The organism is Paenibacillus sp. H1-7 (assembly GCF_022354825.1).
GTDB lineage: Bacteria > Bacillota > Bacilli > Paenibacillales > NBRC-103111 > Paenibacillus_S.
In genome coordinates this window covers 609066-630978 of sequence record NZ_CP031168.1, presented here as the reverse complement: position 1 = coordinate 630978, position 21913 = coordinate 609066, and the positions used below count along the sequence as shown (strand labels likewise).

General features: G+C 52.6%; 23 protein-coding genes. 7 read left to right on the top strand and 16 right to left on the bottom strand.

The genetic code is table 11. The annotated features are described in order from the left end of the window. Positions 1-15: 15 nt before the first annotated feature. Both DVH26_RS03075 and DVH26_RS03070 read left to right on the top strand, forming a co-directional pair. A complete protein-coding gene (locus DVH26_RS03075) occupies positions 16-900 on the top strand; it encodes a helix-turn-helix transcriptional regulator (RefSeq protein WP_239631081.1) in 885 nt (294 codons plus the stop codon). Between the two features lie 149 nt (positions 901-1049). After that, on the top strand, positions 1050-1472 hold the full coding sequence (locus DVH26_RS03070; RefSeq protein WP_239631080.1) for a universal stress protein: 423 nt from the start codon (positions 1050-1052) through the stop codon (positions 1470-1472). A 98-nt stretch (positions 1473-1570) separates the two neighbouring features. Here the strand turns inward: DVH26_RS03070 and DVH26_RS03065 are convergent, their stop codons facing one another. The 6 genes from DVH26_RS03065 to DVH26_RS03040 form a co-directional block, all read right to left on the bottom strand. After that, positions 1571-2149, bottom strand: coding sequence for a TetR/AcrR family transcriptional regulator (locus DVH26_RS03065; RefSeq protein ID WP_239631079.1), 579 nt, complete (start codon positions 2147-2149; stop codon positions 1571-1573). Between the two features lie 241 nt (positions 2150-2390). Continuing rightward, positions 2391-3026 (bottom strand): ABC transporter ATP-binding protein, encoded by a 636-nt coding sequence (locus tag DVH26_RS03060; protein WP_239631078.1) that lies wholly within the window; start codon positions 3024-3026, stop codon positions 2391-2393. After that, positions 3016-3939: an ABC transporter ATP-binding protein gene (locus DVH26_RS03055; protein WP_239631077.1), complete on the bottom strand. Its 924-nt coding sequence runs from the start codon at positions 3937-3939 to the stop codon at positions 3016-3018. The genes DVH26_RS03060 and DVH26_RS03055 overlap by 11 nt, the downstream gene beginning before the upstream one ends. A gap of 51 nt (positions 3940-3990) precedes the next feature. Beyond that, the gene (locus DVH26_RS03050) at positions 3991-4815 is read right to left on the bottom strand and encodes an ABC transporter permease (protein WP_239631076.1); all 825 of its coding nucleotides are present in this window, start codon (positions 4813-4815) and stop codon (positions 3991-3993) included. Then, positions 4812-5801 (bottom strand): ABC transporter permease, encoded by a 990-nt coding sequence (locus DVH26_RS03045; RefSeq protein WP_239631075.1) that lies wholly within the window; start codon positions 5799-5801, stop codon positions 4812-4814. Before DVH26_RS03045 ends, DVH26_RS03050 begins: the two co-directional genes overlap by 4 nt. Before the next feature lie 18 nt (positions 5802-5819). Next, the gene (locus DVH26_RS03040; RefSeq protein WP_239631074.1) at positions 5820-7430 is read right to left on the bottom strand and encodes an ABC transporter substrate-binding protein; all 1611 of its coding nucleotides are present in this window, start codon (positions 7428-7430) and stop codon (positions 5820-5822) included. Between the two features lie 388 nt (positions 7431-7818). On the opposite strand from DVH26_RS03040, the gene DVH26_RS03035 reads away from it, so the two are divergent. Then, positions 7819-8238 (top strand): universal stress protein, encoded by a 420-nt coding sequence (locus DVH26_RS03035; protein WP_239631073.1) that lies wholly within the window; start codon positions 7819-7821, stop codon positions 8236-8238. Between the two features lie 144 nt (positions 8239-8382). Here DVH26_RS03035 and DVH26_RS03030 read toward each other — a convergent pair whose 3' ends face one another. The 5 genes from DVH26_RS03030 to DVH26_RS03010 all read right to left on the bottom strand — a co-directional run bounded on the left by DVH26_RS03030 (position 8383) and on the right by DVH26_RS03010 (position 14057). Next, entirely contained in the window at positions 8383-8613 is a 231-nt protein-coding gene (locus DVH26_RS03030; RefSeq protein WP_239631072.1) for a hypothetical protein, read from the bottom strand. A gap of 234 nt (positions 8614-8847) precedes the next feature. Beyond that, the gene (locus DVH26_RS03025; protein WP_239635264.1) at positions 8848-10212 is read right to left on the bottom strand and encodes a purine/pyrimidine permease; all 1365 of its coding nucleotides are present in this window, start codon (positions 10210-10212) and stop codon (positions 8848-8850) included. A 538-nt stretch (positions 10213-10750) separates the two neighbouring features. Beyond that, positions 10751-11680, bottom strand: coding sequence for a ribokinase (gene rbsK, locus DVH26_RS03020; RefSeq protein WP_239631071.1), 930 nt, complete (start codon positions 11678-11680; stop codon positions 10751-10753). A gap of 4 nt (positions 11681-11684) precedes the next feature. Then, entirely contained in the window at positions 11685-12680 is a 996-nt protein-coding gene (locus tag DVH26_RS03015) for a LacI family DNA-binding transcriptional regulator (RefSeq protein ID WP_239631070.1), read from the bottom strand. A 462-nt stretch (positions 12681-13142) separates the two neighbouring features. Further along, positions 13143-14057, bottom strand: coding sequence for a LysR family transcriptional regulator (locus DVH26_RS03010; RefSeq protein WP_239631069.1), 915 nt, complete (start codon positions 14055-14057; stop codon positions 13143-13145). Positions 14058-14400: 343 nt separating this feature from the next. On the opposite strand from DVH26_RS03010, the gene dapA reads away from it, so the two are divergent. Further along, the gene (dapA, locus tag DVH26_RS03005; protein WP_239631068.1) at positions 14401-15270 is read left to right on the top strand and encodes a 4-hydroxy-tetrahydrodipicolinate synthase; all 870 of its coding nucleotides are present in this window, start codon (positions 14401-14403) and stop codon (positions 15268-15270) included. A 21-nt stretch (positions 15271-15291) separates the two neighbouring features. Here dapA and DVH26_RS03000 read toward each other — a convergent pair whose 3' ends face one another. The 3 genes from DVH26_RS03000 to DVH26_RS02990 all read right to left on the bottom strand — a co-directional run bounded on the left by DVH26_RS03000 (position 15292) and on the right by DVH26_RS02990 (position 17339). Then, the gene (locus DVH26_RS03000) at positions 15292-16101 is read right to left on the bottom strand and encodes an ABC transporter ATP-binding protein (protein ID WP_239631067.1); all 810 of its coding nucleotides are present in this window, start codon (positions 16099-16101) and stop codon (positions 15292-15294) included. Positions 16102-16335: 234 nt separating this feature from the next. After that, positions 16336-16656: an MGMT family protein gene (locus tag DVH26_RS02995; RefSeq protein ID WP_239635263.1), complete on the bottom strand. Its 321-nt coding sequence runs from the start codon at positions 16654-16656 to the stop codon at positions 16336-16338. 17 nt (positions 16657-16673) lie between these two features. Further along, positions 16674-17339 (bottom strand): DNA-3-methyladenine glycosylase family protein, encoded by a 666-nt coding sequence (locus DVH26_RS02990; protein WP_239631066.1) that lies wholly within the window; start codon positions 17337-17339, stop codon positions 16674-16676. Positions 17340-17563: 224 nt separating this feature from the next. On the opposite strand from DVH26_RS02990, the gene DVH26_RS02985 reads away from it, so the two are divergent. Next, entirely contained in the window at positions 17564-18163 is a 600-nt protein-coding gene (locus tag DVH26_RS02985; RefSeq protein WP_239631065.1) for a TetR/AcrR family transcriptional regulator, read from the top strand. 108 nt (positions 18164-18271) lie between these two features. Further along, positions 18272-18847 (top strand): permease, encoded by a 576-nt coding sequence (locus DVH26_RS02980; RefSeq protein ID WP_239631064.1) that lies wholly within the window; start codon positions 18272-18274, stop codon positions 18845-18847. 93 nt (positions 18848-18940) lie between these two features. On the opposite strand, the gene DVH26_RS02975 is transcribed toward DVH26_RS02980, so the two are convergent. Further along, complete coding sequence (locus DVH26_RS02975; RefSeq protein ID WP_239631063.1) at positions 18941-19636, bottom strand: Imm3 family immunity protein; 696 nt, start codon at positions 19634-19636, stop codon at positions 18941-18943. 216 nt (positions 19637-19852) lie between these two features. Between DVH26_RS02975 and DVH26_RS02970 the strand changes: the two genes are divergently transcribed. Further along, on the top strand, positions 19853-21211 hold the full coding sequence (locus DVH26_RS02970; RefSeq protein WP_239631062.1) for an ABC transporter substrate-binding protein: 1359 nt from the start codon (positions 19853-19855) through the stop codon (positions 21209-21211). 311 nt (positions 21212-21522) lie between these two features. Here the strand turns inward: DVH26_RS02970 and DVH26_RS02965 are convergent, their stop codons facing one another. After that, a complete protein-coding gene (locus DVH26_RS02965; protein WP_239631061.1) occupies positions 21523-21864 on the bottom strand; it encodes a hypothetical protein in 342 nt (113 codons plus the stop codon). Positions 21865-21913 lie beyond the last annotated feature (49 nt).

The following is a 21913-nucleotide window of genomic DNA, read 5'->3' as shown; positions in this document are numbered from 1 at the left end:
CTGAGGTGAGGATCGATGCCCTCATTTTCCTACCTTCATTACGCCCCCGTCCCGCTCCCTTTTTTCCTGGAATGCGGAACTGCCGTATACCGGCCGGGCGACCAGCATCCGAATAGAGCGAATCTCGGCGTGTTCGACCTGCTGCTTGTTGAGAAGGGCCGTTTGTTCATCGGAGAAGAAGAAACCGCTTGGGAGCTAGCGCCAGGGGATATGCTCATTCTTAGACCGGACCAGTATCATTACTCGGCAGCCCCATGCGCAGAACATACGACGTTTCATTGGCTTCACTACCAATCCGCGGGAAGCTGGACGGAGTCGGAGGCCGATCCGAGTCAAGACGCAGGTTTCCTTCCGGAGCCTGGGGATAGCCGCGAATATCATCCCGAGCCGTCACATGTGATCAGCGTTCCCAAGCATTGGACCCTGCCTGTGCCTTCGGAAGGCTATGAGCTGTTTGATAAGCTGAACGCCATGTCCGCCGAGAAGCGGTCCCACGCCTTTTGGGAGCGGCAGCTGCTGTTTCTCCGGCTGCTAAGATTGGCGGACGAGGGACAGCGCATGGAAAGCCTGACTCCGGCAAGAATCGTCGCCGAACAAGCGGAAGCCTACATCAAGCAGCATTTTCAAGAGGATGTGACCAATACGTCTATTGGCGAAGCGCTGCATTTTCACCCGAACTACATCACCCGGTGCATGAAGGCCGTGTATCAATGCACGCCGATGGAGTTTTTGCAGCAATACCGGCTGGAGCAGGCCAAGCTGCTTCTTCTTACGACGGATCTACCGGTTTCGGCCATTGCCGATCGGTCGGGATTTCATTATGCCGCTTACTTCTCGCGCTGTTTTACGGATAAAATCGGAGTATCTCCGCTGCAATACAGGAAACGGTTCCATGTGTGAACTTTCTGACAATTTCGACATCTTTCGCTACAGCTATGATATAATGAAGGTGTGAAAGCAACCATTCATCCGGCAATTCTACTCGCATCTAACTAGTCGCAATCCAATCTTATCAAGCAACGATCGTATCCTTATCGGAGGTGGTTTCCATGTTATTTTCCAACATTCTAGTAGCGTACGACGGATCGGACTTATCGAAGAAAGCGTTGATCAAAGCGGTCGAGATCGTCAAGGAGACCTCGTCTCACCACGATACCGCACCCAAGCTGGATGTTCTGCATATTGTCCAGGACGTATCCTATGTCATGGGAACTGCGGTCACGATCGATCCCAAGCTGATTCAAGCCGTCGTCGATGAAGCGCGGCAGCTGGTTCCGGCCGAAGTCGAAGCCGAGTTTCTCGTCGAGTACGGACAGCCCGCTCTAACGATTCTTAAGCACGCCGACGACAAAGGCAGCGACTTGATCCTGATGGGCAGCCGCGGTCTCGGACCGATTCGCGAGCTGTTTCTCGGCAGCGTCAGCCATAACGTTGTGCAAAACGCCAAGCTTCCCGTACTTATCGTGAAATAATAATAAATGGGAAATAGCCAAAAAAGCACTACATCGCATTCGCGGTGTAGTGCTCTTCCTTTTATACGGCCTGCTACTGAAGAACCTTCCAAATCAAATCAACGATTCAGCGCGTTGTGAACTGCCTCAGCCCAAATTTGCTCGTAATCACTCCCAAAATCGTATCCCATCACCATGAAATTGCCGATATTGTCGATAACGACCGTCAGCAGCTGCGCTTTGGCCGCAATTCGCTCCCCAGACACCACCCCAAGCTCCACGCCTTGCTGCAATAGATCCTGGAAGCCTGTGACGAACCCTTTCGTAATAGCTTGAATACGCTCGCGATATGTGTCATTGCGCAAGCATAGTGTTAGAAACTCGTTGACAACACGGGAGAAATGGGGATTTTCCTGATGCTCCTTAATCATGTGGAAACCGTCCTCGAGCAGCTTATCTCGAAAATTGTGCTCCGTATAATCGGAAACGGCGAAGCTTTTCGCAAAGCCCATCTCTTTGCACAGCTCCTCGAACAATACATCAATCAGCACATCTTTGGAAGTAAAATAATAATAAATGGCCGGTTTGGATATGCCCACTTCCCGTGCAATCATCGACATGCTTGTATGATCAAGCCCATGCTCCGCTATCAGCTTATAGGCCGTGTCCACGATTCTTCCGTATGTTTCCTCACTCATGGTCATGACTCCTTCGTTTGCTGAGCTGTCAATCCGCTGTGGGGCGATCCATTGTTATCGTCAATACCCTCCAGCCGGAAACACATTGCAGCCTTATGCTGTTCATTTCGCTCCCGCCCATTTAAAATCCTTTAAGTTCAATCATTTTATTGCTTGAACACTTCATTATCCTTCTAATCGTCACGTTGCAGCTATAGCCAAACCCAATCCACCGGATTCGCGGACGGCAAAAAAAGCACGGTCACCGTTCCGCCGGTACCGTGCTTCCTCTTGCCCGCCAGCTGCGGGCGTCTATGACCTTGCTGCATAGCCGGTCTATTAATTTGTGCTCGTGGCTTATGACCACGATGCCGATATTGCGCTTGCGAGCCGTGTCGAGCACCGCGTGCCAAATTTGCGCTTGCGTGATCGCATCGAGCATCGCGGTCATCTCGTCCGCGATAAGATAGCGCGTCCCGGGACCGAGCGCCCGCGCCACGCAAAAGCGCTGCAGCTCCCCGCCGGACAGCTCGTTCGGCCAGCGGGTGAGCCAATCGCGCTCGATGCCGAGCGCTGCAAGCAGCTCGGCATCGGGCTCCGCGCCCTCGCGCAGCATCCGGTCCATCTTCCAGCGCGGATTGACCGCTTTCTCCGGGTGCTGGAAGACGAGCTGCACCGGATGAATGCCCTTAGGCCGCAGCGGTCGGCCGTCCATCAGCACCGAGCCCTCACGGGGCTGCTCGTAGCCGGCCAGAATACGGCCGAACGACGTTTTGCCGCAGCCGCTCGGGCCGGTCAGCCCGACGATCTCGCCCGGCTCCAGCGTCAGATCGACGCCGCGGAACAGCCACTCGCCCTTCTCGTGGCCAAAGCCGATATTTCGTGCCTCAAGTCGCATGGATGCACCTCACCCTTCCGCCCCGCAGCTCCTGCATGGCGGGCATTGCTGCCCCGCAGCCGTCCGTTGCATTCGCGCAGCGCGGCGCGAACAGACAGCCGGGAGGCAGCGCGTCCGGATGCGGCTGAAAGCCCGAGATCGGCGCAAAATCGTTCTGCGGCAGCGCTCTCCACAGCGCCCGTGTATACGGATGCCGCAGCGAGGAGCCGCTCCCGGCGAAATCGCCTGCCTGCGCTACCTCCACCGTCGTTCCCGCATAGAACACGGCTACTTTGTCCGCGACGGCAAGCGCCGATTCAATGTCATGCGTGATCAGCATGACCGCGCAGCCGCCGTCCGCCAGCTCGCGTAAGCCGTCGAGCGCCTCCTGCACCACGGCCGGATCGAGGCCTGGCGTCGGTTCGTCGGCAATGATCAGCCGCGCGCCGCCTACCGTTGCGGTGGATACCAGCACTCGCCGGGCCATGCCGCCGGACAGCTCGAACGGATATTTGCGCTCCGTGTCCGGGGCGAGCCGAAACCGTTCGAAGGCCGCCCTTTGCTTGGCCGCCGCGTCGCCCTCGCGAACGGACGAGCGAACCTGCGCTCCGACCCGCATCAGCGGATCGAGGAAGGTGACGGATTGCGGCACCAGGGCGATGTCCCGTCCCCGCAATCCGGCCGCCCGCTCCGCCGTCAGCTCCTCTCCGTTATAGCGGATGCTCCCGGTCATTACGGCATTCGAAGGAAGAATGCCCAGCACCGCATGCGCGAGCAGACTTTTGCCTGAGCCGCTGGAGCCGACAACCGCCACGATTTCCCCTGCCTGAATCGTCAAATGAAGATCGTGAATGACCCGGACCTTGCGCTGTTTCAGCCCCCCGGTATACTGCGTAAAGGATACGGAGAGGCCGTCTACTTCCAATGCGTTCATGTTCCTTCCGCCTCCCTGATCAACAAGTTCCATTCTATGTTTGAATGCCGCTTACTCATGAGCCTTGTGCGGATCTAGCAGCGCCTGCAGGTTGCTGCCCAGCACGTCGAATGATCGAACGATAAGCAGCAGGCAAATGCCCGGGAAAAACGCCAGCCACCACATGCCCGTCGACAAATACCGCATCGACTCGGACAAAATAACCCCTATCGCCGGCTGGTGGGGCGACAGGCCCATGCCTAGAAACGTAATGGCCGCTTCATGCAATATAGCATGGGGAAAAATGAGCAGCAGCCCCACTACAAATTGGGGGGTCAGATGAGGCAGCAAATGCCGGGTTGCGATCCACCACCTGGACTTGCCCAAATGCCTCGATAGCTGCACATAATCGGCGGATCGCAGCTGCATCACCTCTGCACGGATGACACGCGATAGGCTCGGCCAGTGGGTCAACGCAATCCCGATAATAACTCCCTTGGCCCCGCCACCCAATACGAACGCTATCAAGATGAGCGTAACAAGGTGGGGGACGCTGAGGAACAGATCGATCAGCCAGCTGATCGCCCGGTCTACGGCTTTGCCCATCGTAGCTGCCGCCAACCCGAGAGCCATAGCAATGATCACACTGGCGGCTGCGGCGGTCATCCCAACGCCGATACTAAGGACAAGCCCTTTCAGCGTCCGGATGAACATATCTCTCCCGAGCCAGTCGGTGCCGAACGGATGGTCCCATGACGGAGCCTGGTTGCGGATTTCCAAGTGCGAGTTGATGCTTTCGCTGCTTGTTAGAAGCCCTCCCAGGAGGATTGATACCAGGAGAGCCGCAGCCAGCATCGTCATCGCTGCCGTCCGCCGTCTTCGATTCAATCGTATCATACAGCCCGCCCCTCTCTGACTCTCGGATCGACAATCCGATACAGGAGATCGGCGAGCAGGTTGCCTGTAAATACGAACACGGCGCTGAATAATACAAGCCCCATCAGTAAGGGCACGTCTCCGCGAAGACCCGCCTCTACGGTTGCTTGCCCGAGTCCAGGGTAGGAGAACACCTGCTCAGCCAGCACCGCGCCCCCGAACAGCTCGCTGAACGAGGCGAACTGCAGCGTAATTGCCGGCAGAGCCACATTGCGGAGGCCGTGGCGCCAGAACAGGCCGAATCCTTTCTCTCCTCTAGCTCTCGCAAATAAAATATAGTCGCTCGATAATATCGTTACCAGCTTCTCCCTCGTATGCAAGGCGATGGTAGAAATCCCGATAACGCTTAGCGTCAATGCCGGCAAAATCATGTGAACCAGCCGATCCTGCCAGGTCACTTCCTCCGCAAGCACCCCGATGGGAACGCCCATCCCGATCGGGAACCAGCCGAGCCATACCGCGAACACGATGAGCAGCAGCAGCCCCATCCAGAAGGTCGGTGTCGAAGCGAGCATATAGCAGTACCATTTGATCGCTTTGTCGACCCAGCGGTCTTTGTGCATGGCGGCAACGGCTCCCGCCGTGAATCCTATCAGCCCCGACAGCAGCCACGCGGCGCTCATCAGCACTACAGAGCTGACGAACCGTTCGGCTATCACCTCCGTTACCGGGCGGCGAAAGATCATCGACGTGCCCATATCTCCCTGCGCCATCGAAGCTATCCATTTCAGGAAGCGCTCGGCCGGCGGGCGGTCCAGCCCCCAGTGCGCGGCGATTTGCGCGCGCTGCTCCGGGGATACCTTCATCGCATCGGCACCGATATAGGCCTGCACCGGATCGATCGGGGACTGGCTGACGAGCAGAAACGAAACGCAGCTGATGGCCGCAAGCAGCAGAATCAGCCTGAGCGCTTTCTGCATAAAAAACTTCAGCAAGCTTCCGAACATGCTAATGAACCCCGCTTCCTATTCATTCCGCCATTTCCACTCTTCAATATTGTCCGTAACCGGCCAGCCGTGTCCGTGCGGATGAATGCGCTGCTTCCCGATATCCAGATTGTCCTTCACCAAATACAAATGGTCGATATTAACGAGCCATGCCCACGGTGCATCCCCTTTGGCGCTCAAGCCGGTCGTGCCGTCCCATTGGGCTTTTTTCCAAAACTCCATTGCATCCTTCGTATTGGTAGCTCTTAATGCCTTGTTCATATAGTCGTCAACCGCCGGGTTATTGTAATACCCTGGATTGTAATATTCCACACCTGCGTACTTGCTGTTATATATATTGTACATTTCCGTCGGATCGTTGCTTCCCCATCCCAGCAGGACGGCGCTGGAATACATCAGGTTTTTGATTTCATCGAAGCTCTTGCCGTCCACCTTAATGTTAATCCCTATGGATTTGATCTTGTCCGCTACCGCAATCGCTAGAGATTGCCGCGTCACGTCATTGGACGGGTACAGCAGCGTGAACTCCGCCTTAAGCGCGCCTTTTTCCAAAATGCCGTCGCCATTCGTGTCTTTCCAGCCAGCGTCGGCGAGCATTTTTTTCGCTGATTCCGGATCCGCATCCGGTACTACAGAGCTCGGGTTGTACCAAGGCAAGCCGTCATTGACCGTAAACGCAGGCGTGCCGTGTCCTTCCAATACGCCCTGCACGAGCGCTTTGCGGTCGAGCGCCGTATTAATCGCCTTGCGGATCGCGATATCCGATGTTACGTCGTTCCCGATAGGGAACCCGTCCTTCGTTTTGCCTCCGGATTTCACATACGGGAATACTATGCCGCGGTTATCTACCGTACGAACGGCTTCCAGCTTCATCCCGGGCACCTGCTGCTTACTGAATGCCGCAGGAATGTAGGAGACATCCACCTTACCCGCTTTGGCCGCCGCGAACGCCGCATCCTCCGTCAAGAACAAGAAGGTCAGCTTCTTGAAGTACGGCTTTGTACCGTAATAATCCGGATTCGCTTCGACGATGAGCTGCTGACCCTTATCCCACTGCACGAGCTTGTAAGGCCCGCTCCCAAGCGGCTTTTGGCTGTAATCCTTGCCATGGGCGTGCTTCGGTACGATCCCTGTCGCTAGCATCATTTGGAGAAACGTCGATTGCGGCTCCTTCAGCGTAAATTTGACGGTGGTGTCATTGACGGCGTCGACGCTTTTCATATTGCTCAAATCAATCGCCGATCCGCTGCCTGCCGCCGTTTCGTAAGTGTACTTGACGTCTGCCGCCGTTAACGGCTTGCCGTCGGTAAACTTCACATCCTTGCGAATGTTGACCGTCCAGACCAAGCCGTCCGCGCTCAATTCATAGCCGGTTGCCAGATCGTTAACGACGCTCATTTTGTCATCGTATTTGAAAAGCGTACTTTGAAATAACGGGGAACCGTAACGTCCCCAGCCCGTCGTTGGATCGAAGCCTCCCTCCGGCTCTGCGCCGACCGCTACAACCAGCTGGTCTTTTTCTTTGGCTGCGTTTGCACTTTCTTTTGGCGTTTGCGAGCATCCTGCCGCTATCACGGACACGATGAGCGCCAACAGGATGGTTAAGCGAATGGAACTTTGCTTCAGCATGCTCTCTCCCCTATTCTTTCTTATCCTAAGCTTTTTTTATGAAAGATTCTCCAGTAACACGAATTATTGAAATTGTAGCACACATCCCTTGTACCGTCATCCTTTAATTGAAACTTTTTCTGACATCAACCTGACATAATTGCCCTTTGTTCAATTAAAGCCATCGGGAGTGGAAGAGGGCAAACCGTACGGAGCCATGCATGCATCATGCCACATAAGCGCAGGAACTGCTTCTCTTGGATCGATATCGAGAGGTGTGACACTGCTGCAGCGAAAGGGTAAAGCTTATTAAGTGGAATAAACAGGCACTGGATAGGAGAGGTTATTACGAGCGGGTATTTTTTCACGGTTATCCATTTATCTACTACACGTTAAAGAGGTGTTTGCTATGTTCTCTCACATTTTGGTAGCTTATGACGGCTCTGATCAGTCAAAAAAAGCGCTGACCTATATTCCGCATTTGGCCGGAAACGATACGGAGATCGAGGTGCTCCATGTGTACCAAAACCCGGTTGTCATTATCGGCGAAGCTGTCATCAGCACCCCCATGCTGCAAAAAAATTACTACGAGCACGAGCAGGCGGTCGAAGATGAGCTGCGGGAGCTTATAGCGGATATCCCCCGGTGCAGATCCACGATCCTCACGGGCCGTCCCGCCCAAACGATTATAGAATATTCCCTGAAAAACGGCGTCGATCTGATCGTCATCGGCAGCAGGGGACATACGGCTATTGACGAGCTGTTCCTCGGCAGCACCAGCCATCATGTCGTGCAGCATTCCCAAATTCCCGTGCTTATTGTGAAATAACGAGGCGGAGGGCTTCGTTGCAGGGAGTATTTGCTGATCCAAAAGTTCAGACGGTTAAAACACCTTCCTAACTTTGTAACCATGTCGGAGGATATGGCTATAATCGTGGAGGTGTTTTTGTGTTGATTAAAATGGAAGAAAGGCTTACTTGTCCGATGCTTCTTTTAAAATAACAGGCTGATAATTCAATAATTTATCAGCTATTTCTTCTACAGATAACCCATCTTTGTTTCGTGTTATTACGTTTAGAATCTCTGGATGGGGTACGCTCTGTTTTATACTCATGATCCAACCTTCTACTTCTTCATCCTCACCTAGACCTAAACGAATTTTGCTGATCAATTCAATTAGCTCTTCTCTACTTAGTTTTGGCATAATTCATCTCCCGACTTTATCTCGAATTATGGAGCATCTCACCATAAATTTTATCACATTAGCTTGGAACCAACTTGAATTGGGAGTACTCCGTTACGTTGAAAGGTATTAGACAAAAGAAAAAGACATTACCACAAGCACGTCCTGTAAAGGAAGCCGTTGATAATGCCCGATCAAATTGCAAAGTCCTGTTTGCCTATACAGCGACAACAATCTATGAATTGCCATTATCCGTCACTGTACCGCCTTCCGCTTCTCTTTCCATATTTGCTCCATGACGATCGCAATGATGGTACCGAGAATGAGCCCGTTGCCGAACACATAGCGGAACACCGAAGGCATCGTTTCAAAAACGGATGCCGGCAAAATCATCGAGCCGCTGCCGATTAACAACGTAATACCGAGGATGTATGTTCTTCGCTGATCCAGCGTGTCCTTGGCGATGGATTGCAGTCCTACGCCGACCAGATTGACGAAGGACGCCATGACGGAGGCGTAAGCTACCGGACTCGGCAGCAGCGCCATCAGACGGATCAGAATGGGCACGAAGGCTACGCCTGCCATGAGGATACACGCGATGAGAAAAGGACGCAGCTTCGTCTGCCCGGTCATGCGTACGAAGCCTACGGCGCTCGAAAGCGGGACGGTTCCGACGGTAGAAAACAGCGCGGACAGCAGCTGAATGACCCCTCCGACCGCTCCGCTCCGGCTCACGGCCTTCGGATCCGGTTCCTCTTCGCCGCCCGAGGAATCCGGCATCACCTGCTTCATCGCTGCGATGCTGGCTATTGTATTCGACACGAGAATCAAGGCGATGATGGCTGAAGAAATGACGATCCCCGTGTCCCAACGGGGTGCTCCCCATGCGAATAGCTGCGGCATGCCGATACTGGCGTCAGCCCCCATCCCAGAGCCTTTGCCAAGGGCGTAGTACAGGATGCATCCCAGTATGATGCCGATGAATACCGCATAATTTTTGACCCAGCCTCTGCCTTTAATCGATAAAAAGAGAATCAGAACAAAGACGTCGATCGATACAATGGCTGTAACCGCGTCCACATGCGGCTGGTCGGCGCTTAGTCCGAGCATCCCCTGCAAAAAGACGCCTCCCAGCTGCAGCCCGAGCAGCAGCAAATACGAGCCGGTTACAAGAGGCGTAAACAGAGACATCATTCTCGCCGTAAGCCCGGTCGCGACAAACAGGAGCAGCATGACGCCCGCGGTAATCATGCCCGTCTCCAATACTTGCAGCGTATGATAGGCTCCGCCGCCGCTTTGCTTCGCAACCTCGGCTCCCAATATAGCAAAGACCCCGAGCCAGGTTCCTGCAGGCCCATCCGGCACGGGCAGACGATGGCCGAGCCACCCTTGCAAAAACGAGCCCAGTCCGGCTACAAGAAACGTCCGCTGCATAAGGGATACTACTTCATCGGAGGGCAGATGGTAAATTTGTCCGATAACAATCGGCAGCGTAACCGCATTGGCCAATAAAAAAACGAGCCATTGCAAGGCCCCTATCCCCTCGTTCCAGCCTAGACGCTGACGCTCTTGCTTCCCAAGCCGATCTTGCTTCGCTTGCTTTCCTTGCTTTTCTTTCATATCCAACCTAATACATCTCCAATATCCGTTTGCTTTCATTTATTGCGGCTGTCTGTCTTTAGCATGTCCCTGCCTCATTTGGATCATTACGTGCGCGAGCGATCAAGCGGCGATAACCAAAAAGGCTGGAGGAAACCTACACAGGCTTCTGATCAGCCTGCTTGGCACGGTATTGCCCGGAGCGGTCTCGATCATAATCGTCGTTGCTTGCGCCGCGCAAAGACTAGAAGCCCGAGATGCCGATAAAAATTCCTTGCGTTTGCATGATGTTCTCATTATGAAAAATGCCTGTGCGTGACACGTTCGCTTAAGAAAGCAAGGCCGTGTCTCGTGTCAGGGTCATGCGAGCCTGGAAGCGATCGCTGGATATCATCGTCAGGCTCCAGTCCCTGTGTCTGATGCGCTGCTATGCCGGGCCGAATCGTTCGGCCCGATGCCTTGCGCCATCGATTCACGGGCTTTTGCAGCTATGGATGCCGCGGTGTTCTGGTTTTATTAGTCTGACGGACCGCTTGTCCTGCAGGAGGAGACACTCCAGCTATTGGCCTGCAGAACTCGTTTCGAATGCTTTGACCTCCTGCCATGTCGGCATTCCTTCCTGAGCGCCGAACTTCGTTACAGCCAATGCAGATACATGACCCGCGAACTGCGCCGCCTCGTACAAGCTGCTGCCTGAAGCCAGCGCATACGCAAGCCCTGCATTGAAGGCATCGCCTGCTCCCGTCGTATCTACGACAGGGACTTTATGCGCCTCAATTATTTTCATTTGTTCCCCTTGACGCTTGCATGCAGAGCCTCTGCTTCCCAATGTCGTAACTACGCTAGCCGGTCCCATTGCGAGCAAGGTATCCATCGCTACCTGCAGCCCCTGCTTCGAGGTATCGACCTTCGTCAGCAGCTCCAGCTCGGATAAGTTCGGGGTAATACAGTCCACGTTACGCAGCAGCTCTGCCGGAAGCTGGCGGGCCGGTGCCGGATTCAAAATGACCATTTTCCCGTGCTTCTTGGCTACCTCCGTCGCATAAATCACCGTCTCCAAAGGAATCTCCAGCTGCAGCAGCAGTACATCGGCTTCTTCGATCACCTGCTCGATTTGCTGAATATCTTGGGGCAAGCAGAGCGCATTGGCACCGGGTACGACTACGATGACATTATCGGAAGGGGTGAGCGTTATGGAAGCTACCCCTGTCGGTGCCTGGTCGATGCGTTTGACGCCGTCGACGGCGACATGATTGCCTTGCAGCGACTCCAGCAATGAGCGGCCGAACGAGTCGGTGCCGACAGCGCCGATCATCGTCGTCCGCGCCCCCAGACGGGAAGCGGCTACCGCTTGATTCGCTCCTTTGCCGCCGGGGATAAAGTGGGCTTCCTCTCCTGTTAACGTCTCCCCTGCTTGCGGAAACCGGGATACCTTCACGACGATGTCCATATTCAAACTCCCGATCACCACAATATTCGGTTGTACCATACGTTCATTTCCTTTCTGTAGATCCTCTTGGAATTAGCCTCACATCGAATTCATGAACCCTGTTATTCTCGGATGTCCCTTCGATCTTCTTGATCAGCAGCCGGGTAGCGAGCATCCCGATGTCGTAGATCGGCTGGGCGATCGTCGTCATCTCCGGCTCGGTTATCGTCGTAAGATGAATGCCGTCAAAGCCGCAGAGTGCGATCTGATCGGGCACCCGAATGCCCATTTGATGCAGCTTCTTCATGACGCCCAATGCCATCAGGTCATTGCCTGCAAAAATACCGTCCACATCCGGATGCCGGCTCATCAGCAGCTCGATCGCCCGCTTCCCGCCTTCAATGCTGAAATCGCCCTCAACCAGCAGGCTCGGGGTAAACCAGTCAAAATGCTTGACCGAATCCTCGTACCCCATCAGACGCTCTCGTGCCGTAGCCATTTCCTGCGGTCCGTAAATATGGGCGATTTTGCTGCAGCCTACATCGAGCAGATGCTGCACGGCGATTTGCGCTCCCTCAAAGTTTTTCGAACGGACGACCGGGCAGTCGACCTGCACCGGAGCGCGGTCCAGCACGACGAACGGAATGTTTTCCTTATTCATCAGCTCGACGTCCTCCGCCTTCAGGGAATGGGAGGAGAACAAAATCCCGTCAATATACCGCTGCTTCAAAATATGGATATATTCCTTCTCCTTGTTGGCTTCGCTGTCCGAATTGCACAGAATGACCGTGTATCCGTACGTCCGGGCCACATCCTCGACAGCCCTTGCCAGCTCAGGGAAAAAGGGGTTCGAAATATCAGGCAGGATGAGCGCTATCGTCTCCGTCTTCCTGGTGGCAAGCCCGCGAGCCATGGCATTCGGTTCGTATTGGAGCTTGCGGATCGCCTCGTCCACCTTAACCTTCGTTCCATCATTCACGTAGCCGTTCTTATTTATTACGCGGGATACAGTAGCTACTGAAACCCCCGCCAATTTAGCGACATCCTTGATCGTTGCCACGGGCCACCTCCATATGTAACCGGTTAACCGGCACATGCCAAAGCCTTAATCGCACGCCATCATGTAAACCGTTACATAAGCAGGACCATAAGGTGTAAAGCTCAATAATGCAGTATTTATATGTAAAGCGAGCAATAACCCATAATCTCTACGATGTTATGTGTAACCGGTTACACATTGTGCAATTACATAGTAGTTTATAAGTCGAAACTTGTCAACAAAGAAACTATTGATAATTAGGCAAAAAAGACCGCTCAGCTTCTCGATAATGGAAAAGGAAGCTGAGCGGTTAAAGTTCTAACGGCTGCCTTATAGCGATGAAATGCGGCTTGGTACGCGTTTGATTTTAAGTTGGAATTATTACTGGTTTGGGCATGGAGGAAGCTAAAATTGGAGATACAAGCTTTACGGTTTTTTGCTGCAAGTAAAAACGCATGTCCCTGGCGTCTCAGCTCCCGGGGCTCATTGCTGGCTGCGAAGCTGCTTACCGACGGACGCGGGATCTTCACCGGTCAGCAAGCCGATGAAGGTTAGCAGCATCTGCGACATCCATTTTTTCGGATGCAGGAGAAGCTGTAAATAAAAGCGCATGTCCGGATGAGAGAACGGAATCATGGCCAGGCTTCCCCGTGACAGCTCCTCCTCTACGGCGATGCGCGGGAGCAGCGCGATACCCAGGCCGCTCATCACGCAGTGCTTGATCGCCTCCAGGCTGCCCAGCTCGAAGCCGATCCGGTAGGCGACCGCATGGTCCTTCAGCACCTTCTCGAAGGTGCTGCGGTACAGGCAGCTGCCTTCGGACACGATCAGCTCGCAGCCGTCCAAATCATGGAGCCGGACGTCGCCCGCCGCCTCCGTCAGCGGATGGCCGGGGGGCGCGACCAGCACGAGCGGCTCCTCGCGCACCATAATACTGCGCAGCGAGACGTCGGCCGGAGCACGGTCCAGCAGCAGGGCGACGTCGTAGTCGCCCTCCTTGACCTTGGCGACCAACGCCGCCTCACTGTCGGGCAGCAGCTGGATGCCGAGACCGGGGAACCGCTGCCTCAGCTGCTGCAAATACGGCGGCAAATAGTAGGCCGCCAGCGAATCGATGGTGCCGATCGTGACGGCACCACTGACCTGGTTGCCAATCGATTCCTTCGATTGGTCGTACAGCTCAAGCATCTGCACCGCAAGCTTGAGCAATGCCTCGCCCGGCGGCGTGAGCCGGAGCTGCTTGCCGTACCGCTCGAACAGCGGGACGCCGTACTCGCGCTCCAGCTTCTGTATCTGCATCGTTACGCTCGACTGAGCGTAGCCGAGCTCCTCCGCCGCCCGCGTGAAGCTCTGCCTGCGCGCCACCTCGCGGAACGTGCGCATGTAGGTTAAATCCATCACCGTTCGCCTCCATCATCAAAAATATTGATGTACATTATCATTTATTATAGCTATCAGTGATGATGAAATCCATGCTACAGTTGATGTACGGCGGATCGTTCATCGCATAAGTTTCCTGCTTCGCCCCAGGTTTATCGCATTATGTCGGGTTTGCCGATTCAATTTCTTTCTCGCTTTGCCTTGCAGATGAAGTCTTGGACTTCATTACAATTTCGTGTATCACACCGGAATCGCAATTTGCAACAATTTTATGTTCACGTAACGCGCTTCAGTGCAGCTTCCTGCTACACGTAACGCGCTAACTTTCCATCACAAAAAAAATCTTCAGGAGGTCATTCCTATGCTAACCGAACAGCAGCTTCAAGGCGTTTATGTCCCTATCGTCACCCCGTTTCACCCGAACGGAGAACCGGACCTGGAATCGTTCCATACGCTTGCGGTCCACTTGCTTAACAGCGGAATTCACGGTCTCGTCGTCAACGGAACGACCGGAGAGTCGCCTACCATTACCGCACAAGAAATGGGGGCACTGGCCGGTGCCGCCAAAGCAGCCATTGGCTCGGCGCCGATTCCGCTTGTGCTCGGCACGGGCACGAACGATACGACTTCCACTGTGAAAAAAACAGAGCAAGCAGGCAAGCTCGGAGCGGACGCCGTCCTTGTCGTCGTTCCATACTATAACAAACCTTCGCAGCAAGGGATCATAGAGCATTTTCGGCGGGTCGCCGAGGTGGGGGTTCCGGTCATTTTATACGAAATTCCCGCTAGGACGGGAGTGGCGCTGGAGCTAGACACCGTTCGCACCATTTTGGATATGGATGGGGTTATCGGGATGAAGGATAGCTCGGGAGGCATTCAGCTCGTCTCGGAGCTGTCGCGCACCGGCTCGAAGCCCGTGCTGTGCGGCGAGGATGCTTATCTATTCGCATCGCTCTGCTGCGGTTCCCGTGGCGGCATGCTCGCCTCCGCTCACATCCGCACCGAGCGGTTCGTGCAGCTGTACCACCGCTTCACGGAAGGCCGTGTGAGTGAAGCCAAGGAGCAATTCGACGAACTGCTGCCGCTCATCCGGCTGCTGTTCGCCGAGCCGAACCCCGCTCCGCTCAAATGGCTTCTCGCGGAGCAAGGGATCCTGGCCAGCGGCACGCTCCGCTTGCCGATGACGCCTATCGGCGCGAAGCTGCAGCAGCAGCTTCAGCCTTATGCATGACGCGCCCGGCCGTCATGTAGGTCACTTCCGCGCCAGCAGCTCATGGCGCGTCTGCTTCGGGAGGACCCAGATCCGGTCCTCCCGGTTTAACACCTCGACGGGCGCCTCGAAGAAGCTCGACAAGCTCGGTTCGGTCAGCACCTCGCTCACCCGCCCGGACGCGAATACCTCGCCCCGGCGCAGCAGCAGCGCATGCTGGAAGATCGGCAGAATCTCCTCCGTATGATGCGTCACGTATAGCAGCGTCGGCGCATCCGGAGATTGAGCCAGCTGATCGATCGCTTCGAGCAGCGCCTCCCGCGAGAACAAATCGAGCCCATTGCACGGCTCGTCCAAGATCAGCAGCTTCGGCGAGCTCATGAGCGCCCGGGCGATCAGCAGCTTTTGCTTTTCCCCCTGGGAGCACGTCTGGTACTGCCGTCCTTTCAAATGCATGCAGCGCATCTGCTCCATCAGCTGCATCGCCCGCTCCCAGTCCTGCTCGTCCGGCTTTTCGTACAAGCCGATGGTCGCGTACTTGCCGCTCACGACGATTTGCTCCGCCTTGTCGGTTGGGTACAATTTTTCCTGCAGCGACAAGCTCACCCAGCCGATCGACATCCGCAGCTCGCGCAGATCGACCTCCCCATAGGCATGCCCCAGCACAGATACTTTACCGGTCGTCGGCCAAATATATCCGTTTACGATATTGAGCATCGTCGTTTTACCGGAGCCGTTCAGACCGAGAATCGCCCAATGCTCCCGGGGACGAACCTGCCAATCGATACCTCGCAGCAGCTCGTTTTGTTCCCGCCGGTACGTTATGTTTTGCAAATCGATCATGTATTTCATGTTGGTTTCCTCCCCACTCGTCTCAATTATATCTGATCATCTGATGTTTAAATAGCATACCATACCGGAGACTTTTTCGGCTAGACCTTCTTAGGATGGAATCCCCTTTTTCCGCCGCAGCCCTAGCCCTGTTCTCTCCTTTGGCGTGATGCTAACCAGCTTCGTACCTGCGACCCGCTACCGTTGAACTGTGTCCTTCCACATCAGTCGGAAGCCAAAAGCTCCGCTTTCATCTTACTCCCCGTTCCAATCCGGATGAAACTGTACGCTCGCCAAATCGAGACGGCCCTCCTCGTCCACCTCAACCCCTTCATTTTGCAAAAGAACCGTCTGCATAAACCGGGATTCGTCATTCTGAATCGCGATTTCCCCCTTGGCATTGACTACCCGGTGCCACGGCAAACCGTGCTTTTTGCTCGATGAATGCAAAATCCTTACGACCTGCCTCGCGGCTCTGCGGCTTCCGGCCAGCTCCGCGATTTGCCCGTACGTCATGACCCGGCCTTCCGGTATTCCTTTTATAATCCCGATAACCTGCTTCGTAAATGGTGTCAACGTATTCATCCGCCTCTTTAATCCTTTGCAAGCTCCTTTTGAAAATCCCGAAAACTACCGGCCCCGACATGCCCGCGATTGACAGCCTCCCACAAGTACAAACACGCGACTGTACGGTAAGGCTTCCATTGGTTGCTGTAATGCTCCAGCGCCGTCGGGCTGCTCCCCGTCTCCCCTTCATACAGCCAATGAGCCGAGCGGCGAAGCCCTGCATCCCCTAGAGACAGCACATCCTCCCGGCCAAGGAAAAAAATCAAAAACATCTCGGCCGTCCAACGCCCAATCCCTTTCACCTTCATTAACCGGTCCAAAACTTCCTCATTACTCATGCCGTTCATGGACTGGAAATCGAGTTCATTTTGCTTGACCATTTGCGCGAGCCCTTTAATATACGCGATCTTGGGTCTGGACACACCAGCTGTTCGCAAATCATCTTCTTGAGCCGCAAGCATCGAATCGGCTGTAATCCCGCGGTTCTGCTCAACGCGCCGGCATATAGTATCTGCGGCCTTGACGGAAAGCTGCTGCCCGATAAGCGATTTTGCCAAAAACTCAAAGCCATCCGTACGCTCCTGCACTTTTATTGACCCGATGACTTCGGCCAGCTCGGCAAACCTGGGATCCATGAGACTCAGCTGCCGGACCCTTGACTCCTTAGGATGCAGATCGAACGTATAGTTCATTGCGCTTCCGCCTTCCCAACCGTATTTTGCTCCCGTTCCTAAAAGCATCCCTAGTCAAGCCCAAGAGCTATTTTCTCTATTATAGTAGTCGTCCCGACCGTGTATCAAGAGCTCGACCTTAACGTAATTTTATTTATGGAAAAAACTTCTTGCAAAAACTAATATCATTAGTTATTATAAAACTAACGTTATTAGTTTTTAATTAGTCAAAAGGAGCATCCGTTATGTCGCCGAGAATCGGACTTGATATACCTACAATTTTACAAGCAGCTGCGGAAATGGCCGACACTCATGGCATCGAAGAAGTTACCTTGGCCTCCTTAGCGCAAAAGCTAGATATTCGCTCCCCCTCTCTATACAATCACGTCCACGGACTTCCCGGGCTTCGCACCAAGCTTGCCGTCTACGGATTGGAACAGCTTCTCAGCGTTACTACCCAAGCGGCGGTCGGTCGTTCAGGTGATGATGCCGTTCGCGCGATAGGAGCAGCGTACGTAGCCTTCGCCCGCTCCCATCCCGGCCTGTATGATGCCACGCTTCGTGCTCCGGATCCGAATGATCCTGATGTGCAGCGAGTCGGCAGCGATATTGTCGATCTTGCTATCCGCGTGCTGAACGCGTACGATCTGCAGGGCGATGCAGCAATTCATGCCGTGCGCGGGCTACGCAGCATTCTGCACGGCTTCGCGTCCCTGGAGCAGCGGGGCGGCTTTGGCATCCCTCTCGATCTCGACGTTAGCCTGCGTCTGCTTATCGATACGTTTATCTCAGGCATTCAGACGATGAAGCAAGGCGGTACGGAGCTTCCCACCCAAGAAAAATAAGGAGTGAGCGACACATGAGCTTTTTGCTGTTCGTGATTCTTTTTACCGCTGGATGCGGATGGTTGGATGCAAGGACTCGTTCGATGAAACGAAAGGAAGGGATGTAAGATGTTCGCTGGCCATTTCGGATTAGCCGCCACTGTGAAGGCCAAGACGCCGGAAGTGCCTCTCTGGGCAATCATGCTGGGTACCCAGCTGCTTGATGTCGCGTTCGTCCCGCTCTTCTTGTCAGGGGTGGAAACGATTGAGCCCGTTGAAGGCAGCCAAGGCTATGGAGGGAGCGTTATCCACGCCGATTACACGCACTCCTTGGTAGGAGCCTTACTTATTACGCTGCTTGCCGGATTGCTTGCAAGTCGCTTTTGGGGCAAGCGCAGCGGCTTCGTGATCGGGTCGGTCGTCTTTAGCCACTGGCTTCTCGACCTGATCGTGCACCGCATGGACCTCCCTCTGCTGCCCGGCAACCTTGGCAATCTGCCGCTGCTCGGCTTCGGTTTGTGGCAGTTTCCGGGTGTAAGCATGGTGCTGGAGCTTGTTTTGGTAGGTGCGGGCTTCCTTCTGTATGCGCGGTCGCTGTTGAAGAACACCCATGGCAAAACGAAATCATGGGCACTTACGGCTAGCGGGGCTATGGGAGTGCTGCTTTTGTTATCGCTGCTTACCGATGTGTTTGGGGTTGGGTGAATTTAGGGAATGCAAATAAACCCAGGCCGATATCAAATCATATCGACCAGGGTTTGATATATTTTTCAAGACTCATGCGAACCGCTTATTCAACTATTTTATTTGAAGTAGTACGTTATTCATTCGATTTTTCAGGTTCTTTTGCTCCTCTTCTGTTAATTGCTCTCCACTAATATGTTCCTTATTTAACAGTAGCAACTCTTTTTTTATCTTCTGTATTCCTTCTGCCTGCGTATAACCATGTTTTAGCATGTTCTCAGCTAGAGTAGTATACACGATTTTTTTTTCACTTAATGTATTTTTAGAATCTCGTTCAAATCGTTGTAATACTTTAGCAACTATTTCGTCCATGAATATACTTCCAGCGTTGATTTGATCAAAATATTTATTAACTTCGTCAGTCAATTCTTCATAGTACCAACATACTCTTGGATAATAGTCTAACGACTTTTTTTCTAACTGCTTAAGTACAAGTTCCTTACGAGATAGTAGATCAATACGTTGTTCTTGAGATAACTTATTTTCTTGCTCAATTAATTTAAAATTTAAAGAGAGCACTGTGTCCATTATGTAATCATTAAAACTGTACAGAATTCTCATATGAGTAACTAATATTTCCGCAATTGTTACACTAATGATTGCTTTATCTGTCTCACTTTTATTCATTGACATATCATATTCATTAAATGTTCTTGCAATCGCCTCCTTATTACTCATCTTTTGATCTTCCTTATATTCATTATACGTTTCGTTAATGTGTTCTGAGTATTCTTCATAACTATGAGCCATTTTATAGGATCCCCCCATGTATCTTCCGTTCCTAAAAAAACGAACAGCATTCGCAGGCGTACCGTTAATTGAACACTAGTGATGGCTAACCGTCTGGTTACTTTTAAGTTTCTTGTTTTAAAATTATCCACCTTTCTTAAGATTTTAGAATTATCAACCGACTAGCCGCCGTTTAAGATAAATTTATTCCAGTATCATTAAACAGGTGGTGAAGGTATGAAAATAAAAAGCTTTTGCGCAGTGATCATGAGCCTCATAATGCTGGCGGGTTGCAAGAGCGGTGCGGAACTGGAACCCGGGCAAACTGCATCGACCGACCCTTCCACAAATACGATTCAGGAGCAGTCGTCTTCCTCCGAAAACGAACTGCTGATCTACACGGTATGGCCGCAATTTTATATTAAGGAAGAAACTTGGCAGCAGCATATCGGTCAACACCTTGCCAAGAAGTTCCCTGATGTCAAGTTTAAGCATATTCAATGGGATAATCCGGGACGGCAATTTAAAGACCTGCTTGCAGCGGGTACCGTCCCCGATATTGTCATCGATGATTCCGCCCGCAACACATACAGGGAGGTCCGCAGGTATAATTTGCAGTATGACATGAGCGAGTTGGTCAAGAAGTATAACTTCGATACAAACAAATTAAACCAAGCGATGCTGCAGCAATCGGTTAACTCATCAGATGGAAAGCTTTATTCGCTGCCCTACAGCTCTGCCGAATGGGTGCTGGTGTATAACAAGGACATCTTCGATAAATTCGGCGTCAATTACCCTAAGCCGGGAATGACTTGGGATGAAGCCTATGATTTGGCCAAAAAGCTAACGCAGCAGGACGGGGACGTGACTTATAAGGGTTTCCAAGTGAATCCTTCCCATTACATGATGTGGAACCAGCTGTCGGAGCCCTCACTTGATCCTAATGACAATAAAGCCACTCTATCATCGGATAATTGGACCAAAATCACCAATAACATTAGGCGGTTCTATGATATACCCGGCAATCAGTTGGTCAAAACGAATGCTTTCGCCCAAGGTTCGATAGCTATGGCCATCGATACGGTCGATACCGTTAGCAGATGGGCCAATGAGAACAAGAACCTGAACTGGGATTTCACCTCTGTTCCGGTGTTTCCGGAAGCCCCCAAATCCAAATTTCAGCCTCAAAGCACAGCCATGTTCATCACGAACCAGTCAAAGCATAAAGACCTTGCGTTCCAAGTGATCTCGTATATTTTATCGCCGGAAATGCAAATGAGGCTTTCCCGGCAAGGGTTGATGACCCCTTCAACGGATCCTTCGGTTCATCAGGCGTTCGGGCAAGACCTGCGGGAATTCCAGGGCAAGAACGTACAATCGATTTTTGCGTTGGAGAATGCCATGTCACCTTCCCGCAAACCGGGGTTAGCCTACATCTTTACGCATAATCAAATCGATTATGTGTGGAAGCCCTTAATTTTGCAGGAATCCAAAGACACCGTCACGGCGCTGCGAATGGCTAACGAGCTTGCCAATAAAGCGATTGCCAATACTAAAGCCGCTGAAGAAAAAGGAGGCTACAGCGAGGATCAATAACTGTGGATGAGCTTGCTTGCAGCTCAAGAATACCATAAGTTCAAACGCGGCTGCCTTTGCTGGCAGCCTCTTTCTGATTTCGGAGTTCCTTCGGAGCCAGTCATGCTTTTTTCAGCAGGTTCCCCAACGAATTGTAGCCAAACGTTTCTACTGCATAGACCCTATTTCCGCTTCCATCCAGCTCCAAAGGAGTCCTTTTCTGACAAGTCGGTTCATTGCATCGTATTTCAATAGCATAGAACTACCCCGTTTGTCTTTAATAACAACCAGGCTTCCGTCCAAATCGTATTTATCAAAAGCGTTGGTTTGCCCTAAATTGTTTGTTCGATTTTTTCAATTAATACCCAATTGATCCCTTCTTCTAGCTCAATATCTATTTCCTCTAGAAGCTTGAATCCTTCTTGTGCAATTCCTTCATCCATTCCGTATAATTCAAAATACCTCTCTTTGAACTGCGCGTACCAGAAGTATGCACTGTAATAAATAATTGATTTTTCTAGAGAAAGTGAACCAACATTTCTCTTTAAGCAGGTATAATACGCTCGCAGCTCATTTAATCTATCATCATCATAATTAGCAATGTAAAAGACCTGCATATTCTCATCAGAAATATAACTTTTTAATTCGTCTTCATTTAAAACTCTCATATCCATTGACCGGCTATCCTTTATTCAAACTATAAGAACAAATTTTAACACTGCT

Bases quoted from the DNA above. Each gene is read 5' to 3' on its own strand.
- DVH26_RS03045 (WP_239631075.1), bottom strand. From the start codon at position 5,801: ATGTTCGGAAGCTTGCTGAAGTTTTTTATGCAGAAAGCGCTCAGGCTG.
- DVH26_RS03060 (WP_239631078.1), bottom strand. From the start codon at position 3,026: ATGCGACTTGAGGCACGAAATATCGGCTTTGGCCACGAGAAGGGCGAG.
- DVH26_RS03070 (WP_239631080.1), top strand. From the start codon at position 1,050: ATGTTATTTTCCAACATTCTAGTAGCGTACGACGGATCGGACTTATCG.
- rbsK (WP_239631071.1), bottom strand. From the start codon at position 11,680: ATGGTACAACCGAATATTGTGGTGATCGGGAGTTTGAATATGGACATC.
- DVH26_RS03000 (WP_239631067.1), bottom strand. From the start codon at position 16,101: ATGAAATACATGATCGATTTGCAAAACATAACGTACCGGCGGGAACAA.
- DVH26_RS03030 (WP_239631072.1), bottom strand. From the start codon at position 8,613: ATGCCAAAACTAAGTAGAGAAGAGCTAATTGAATTGATCAGCAAAATT.
- DVH26_RS02990 (WP_239631066.1), bottom strand. From the start codon at position 17,339: ATGAACTATACGTTCGATCTGCATCCTAAGGAGTCAAGGGTCCGGCAG.
- DVH26_RS02965 (WP_239631061.1), bottom strand. From the start codon at position 21,864: ATGGATATGAGAGTTTTAAATGAAGACGAATTAAAAAGTTATATTTCT.
- DVH26_RS03025 (WP_239635264.1), bottom strand. From the start codon at position 10,212: ATGAAAGAAAAGCAAGGAAAGCAAGCGAAGCAAGATCGGCTTGGGAAG.
- DVH26_RS02975 (WP_239631063.1), bottom strand. From the start codon at position 19,636: ATGGCTCATAGTTATGAAGAATACTCAGAACACATTAACGAAACGTAT.
- DVH26_RS02985 (WP_239631065.1), top strand. From the start codon at position 17,564: ATGTCGCCGAGAATCGGACTTGATATACCTACAATTTTACAAGCAGCT.
- DVH26_RS03035 (WP_239631073.1), top strand. From the start codon at position 7,819: ATGTTCTCTCACATTTTGGTAGCTTATGACGGCTCTGATCAGTCAAAA.
- DVH26_RS02980 (WP_239631064.1), top strand. From the start codon at position 18,272: ATGTTCGCTGGCCATTTCGGATTAGCCGCCACTGTGAAGGCCAAGACG.
- DVH26_RS03065 (WP_239631079.1), bottom strand. From the start codon at position 2,149: ATGAGTGAGGAAACATACGGAAGAATCGTGGACACGGCCTATAAGCTG.
- DVH26_RS03040 (WP_239631074.1), bottom strand. From the start codon at position 7,430: ATGCTGAAGCAAAGTTCCATTCGCTTAACCATCCTGTTGGCGCTCATC.
- DVH26_RS03050 (WP_239631076.1), bottom strand. From the start codon at position 4,815: ATGATACGATTGAATCGAAGACGGCGGACGGCAGCGATGACGATGCTG.
- DVH26_RS03075 (WP_239631081.1), top strand. From the start codon at position 16: ATGCCCTCATTTTCCTACCTTCATTACGCCCCCGTCCCGCTCCCTTTT.
- dapA (WP_239631068.1), top strand. From the start codon at position 14,401: ATGCTAACCGAACAGCAGCTTCAAGGCGTTTATGTCCCTATCGTCACC.
- DVH26_RS03055 (WP_239631077.1), bottom strand. From the start codon at position 3,939: ATGAACGCATTGGAAGTAGACGGCCTCTCCGTATCCTTTACGCAGTAT.
- DVH26_RS03010 (WP_239631069.1), bottom strand. From the start codon at position 14,057: ATGGATTTAACCTACATGCGCACGTTCCGCGAGGTGGCGCGCAGGCAG.
- DVH26_RS02970 (WP_239631062.1), top strand. From the start codon at position 19,853: ATGAAAATAAAAAGCTTTTGCGCAGTGATCATGAGCCTCATAATGCTG.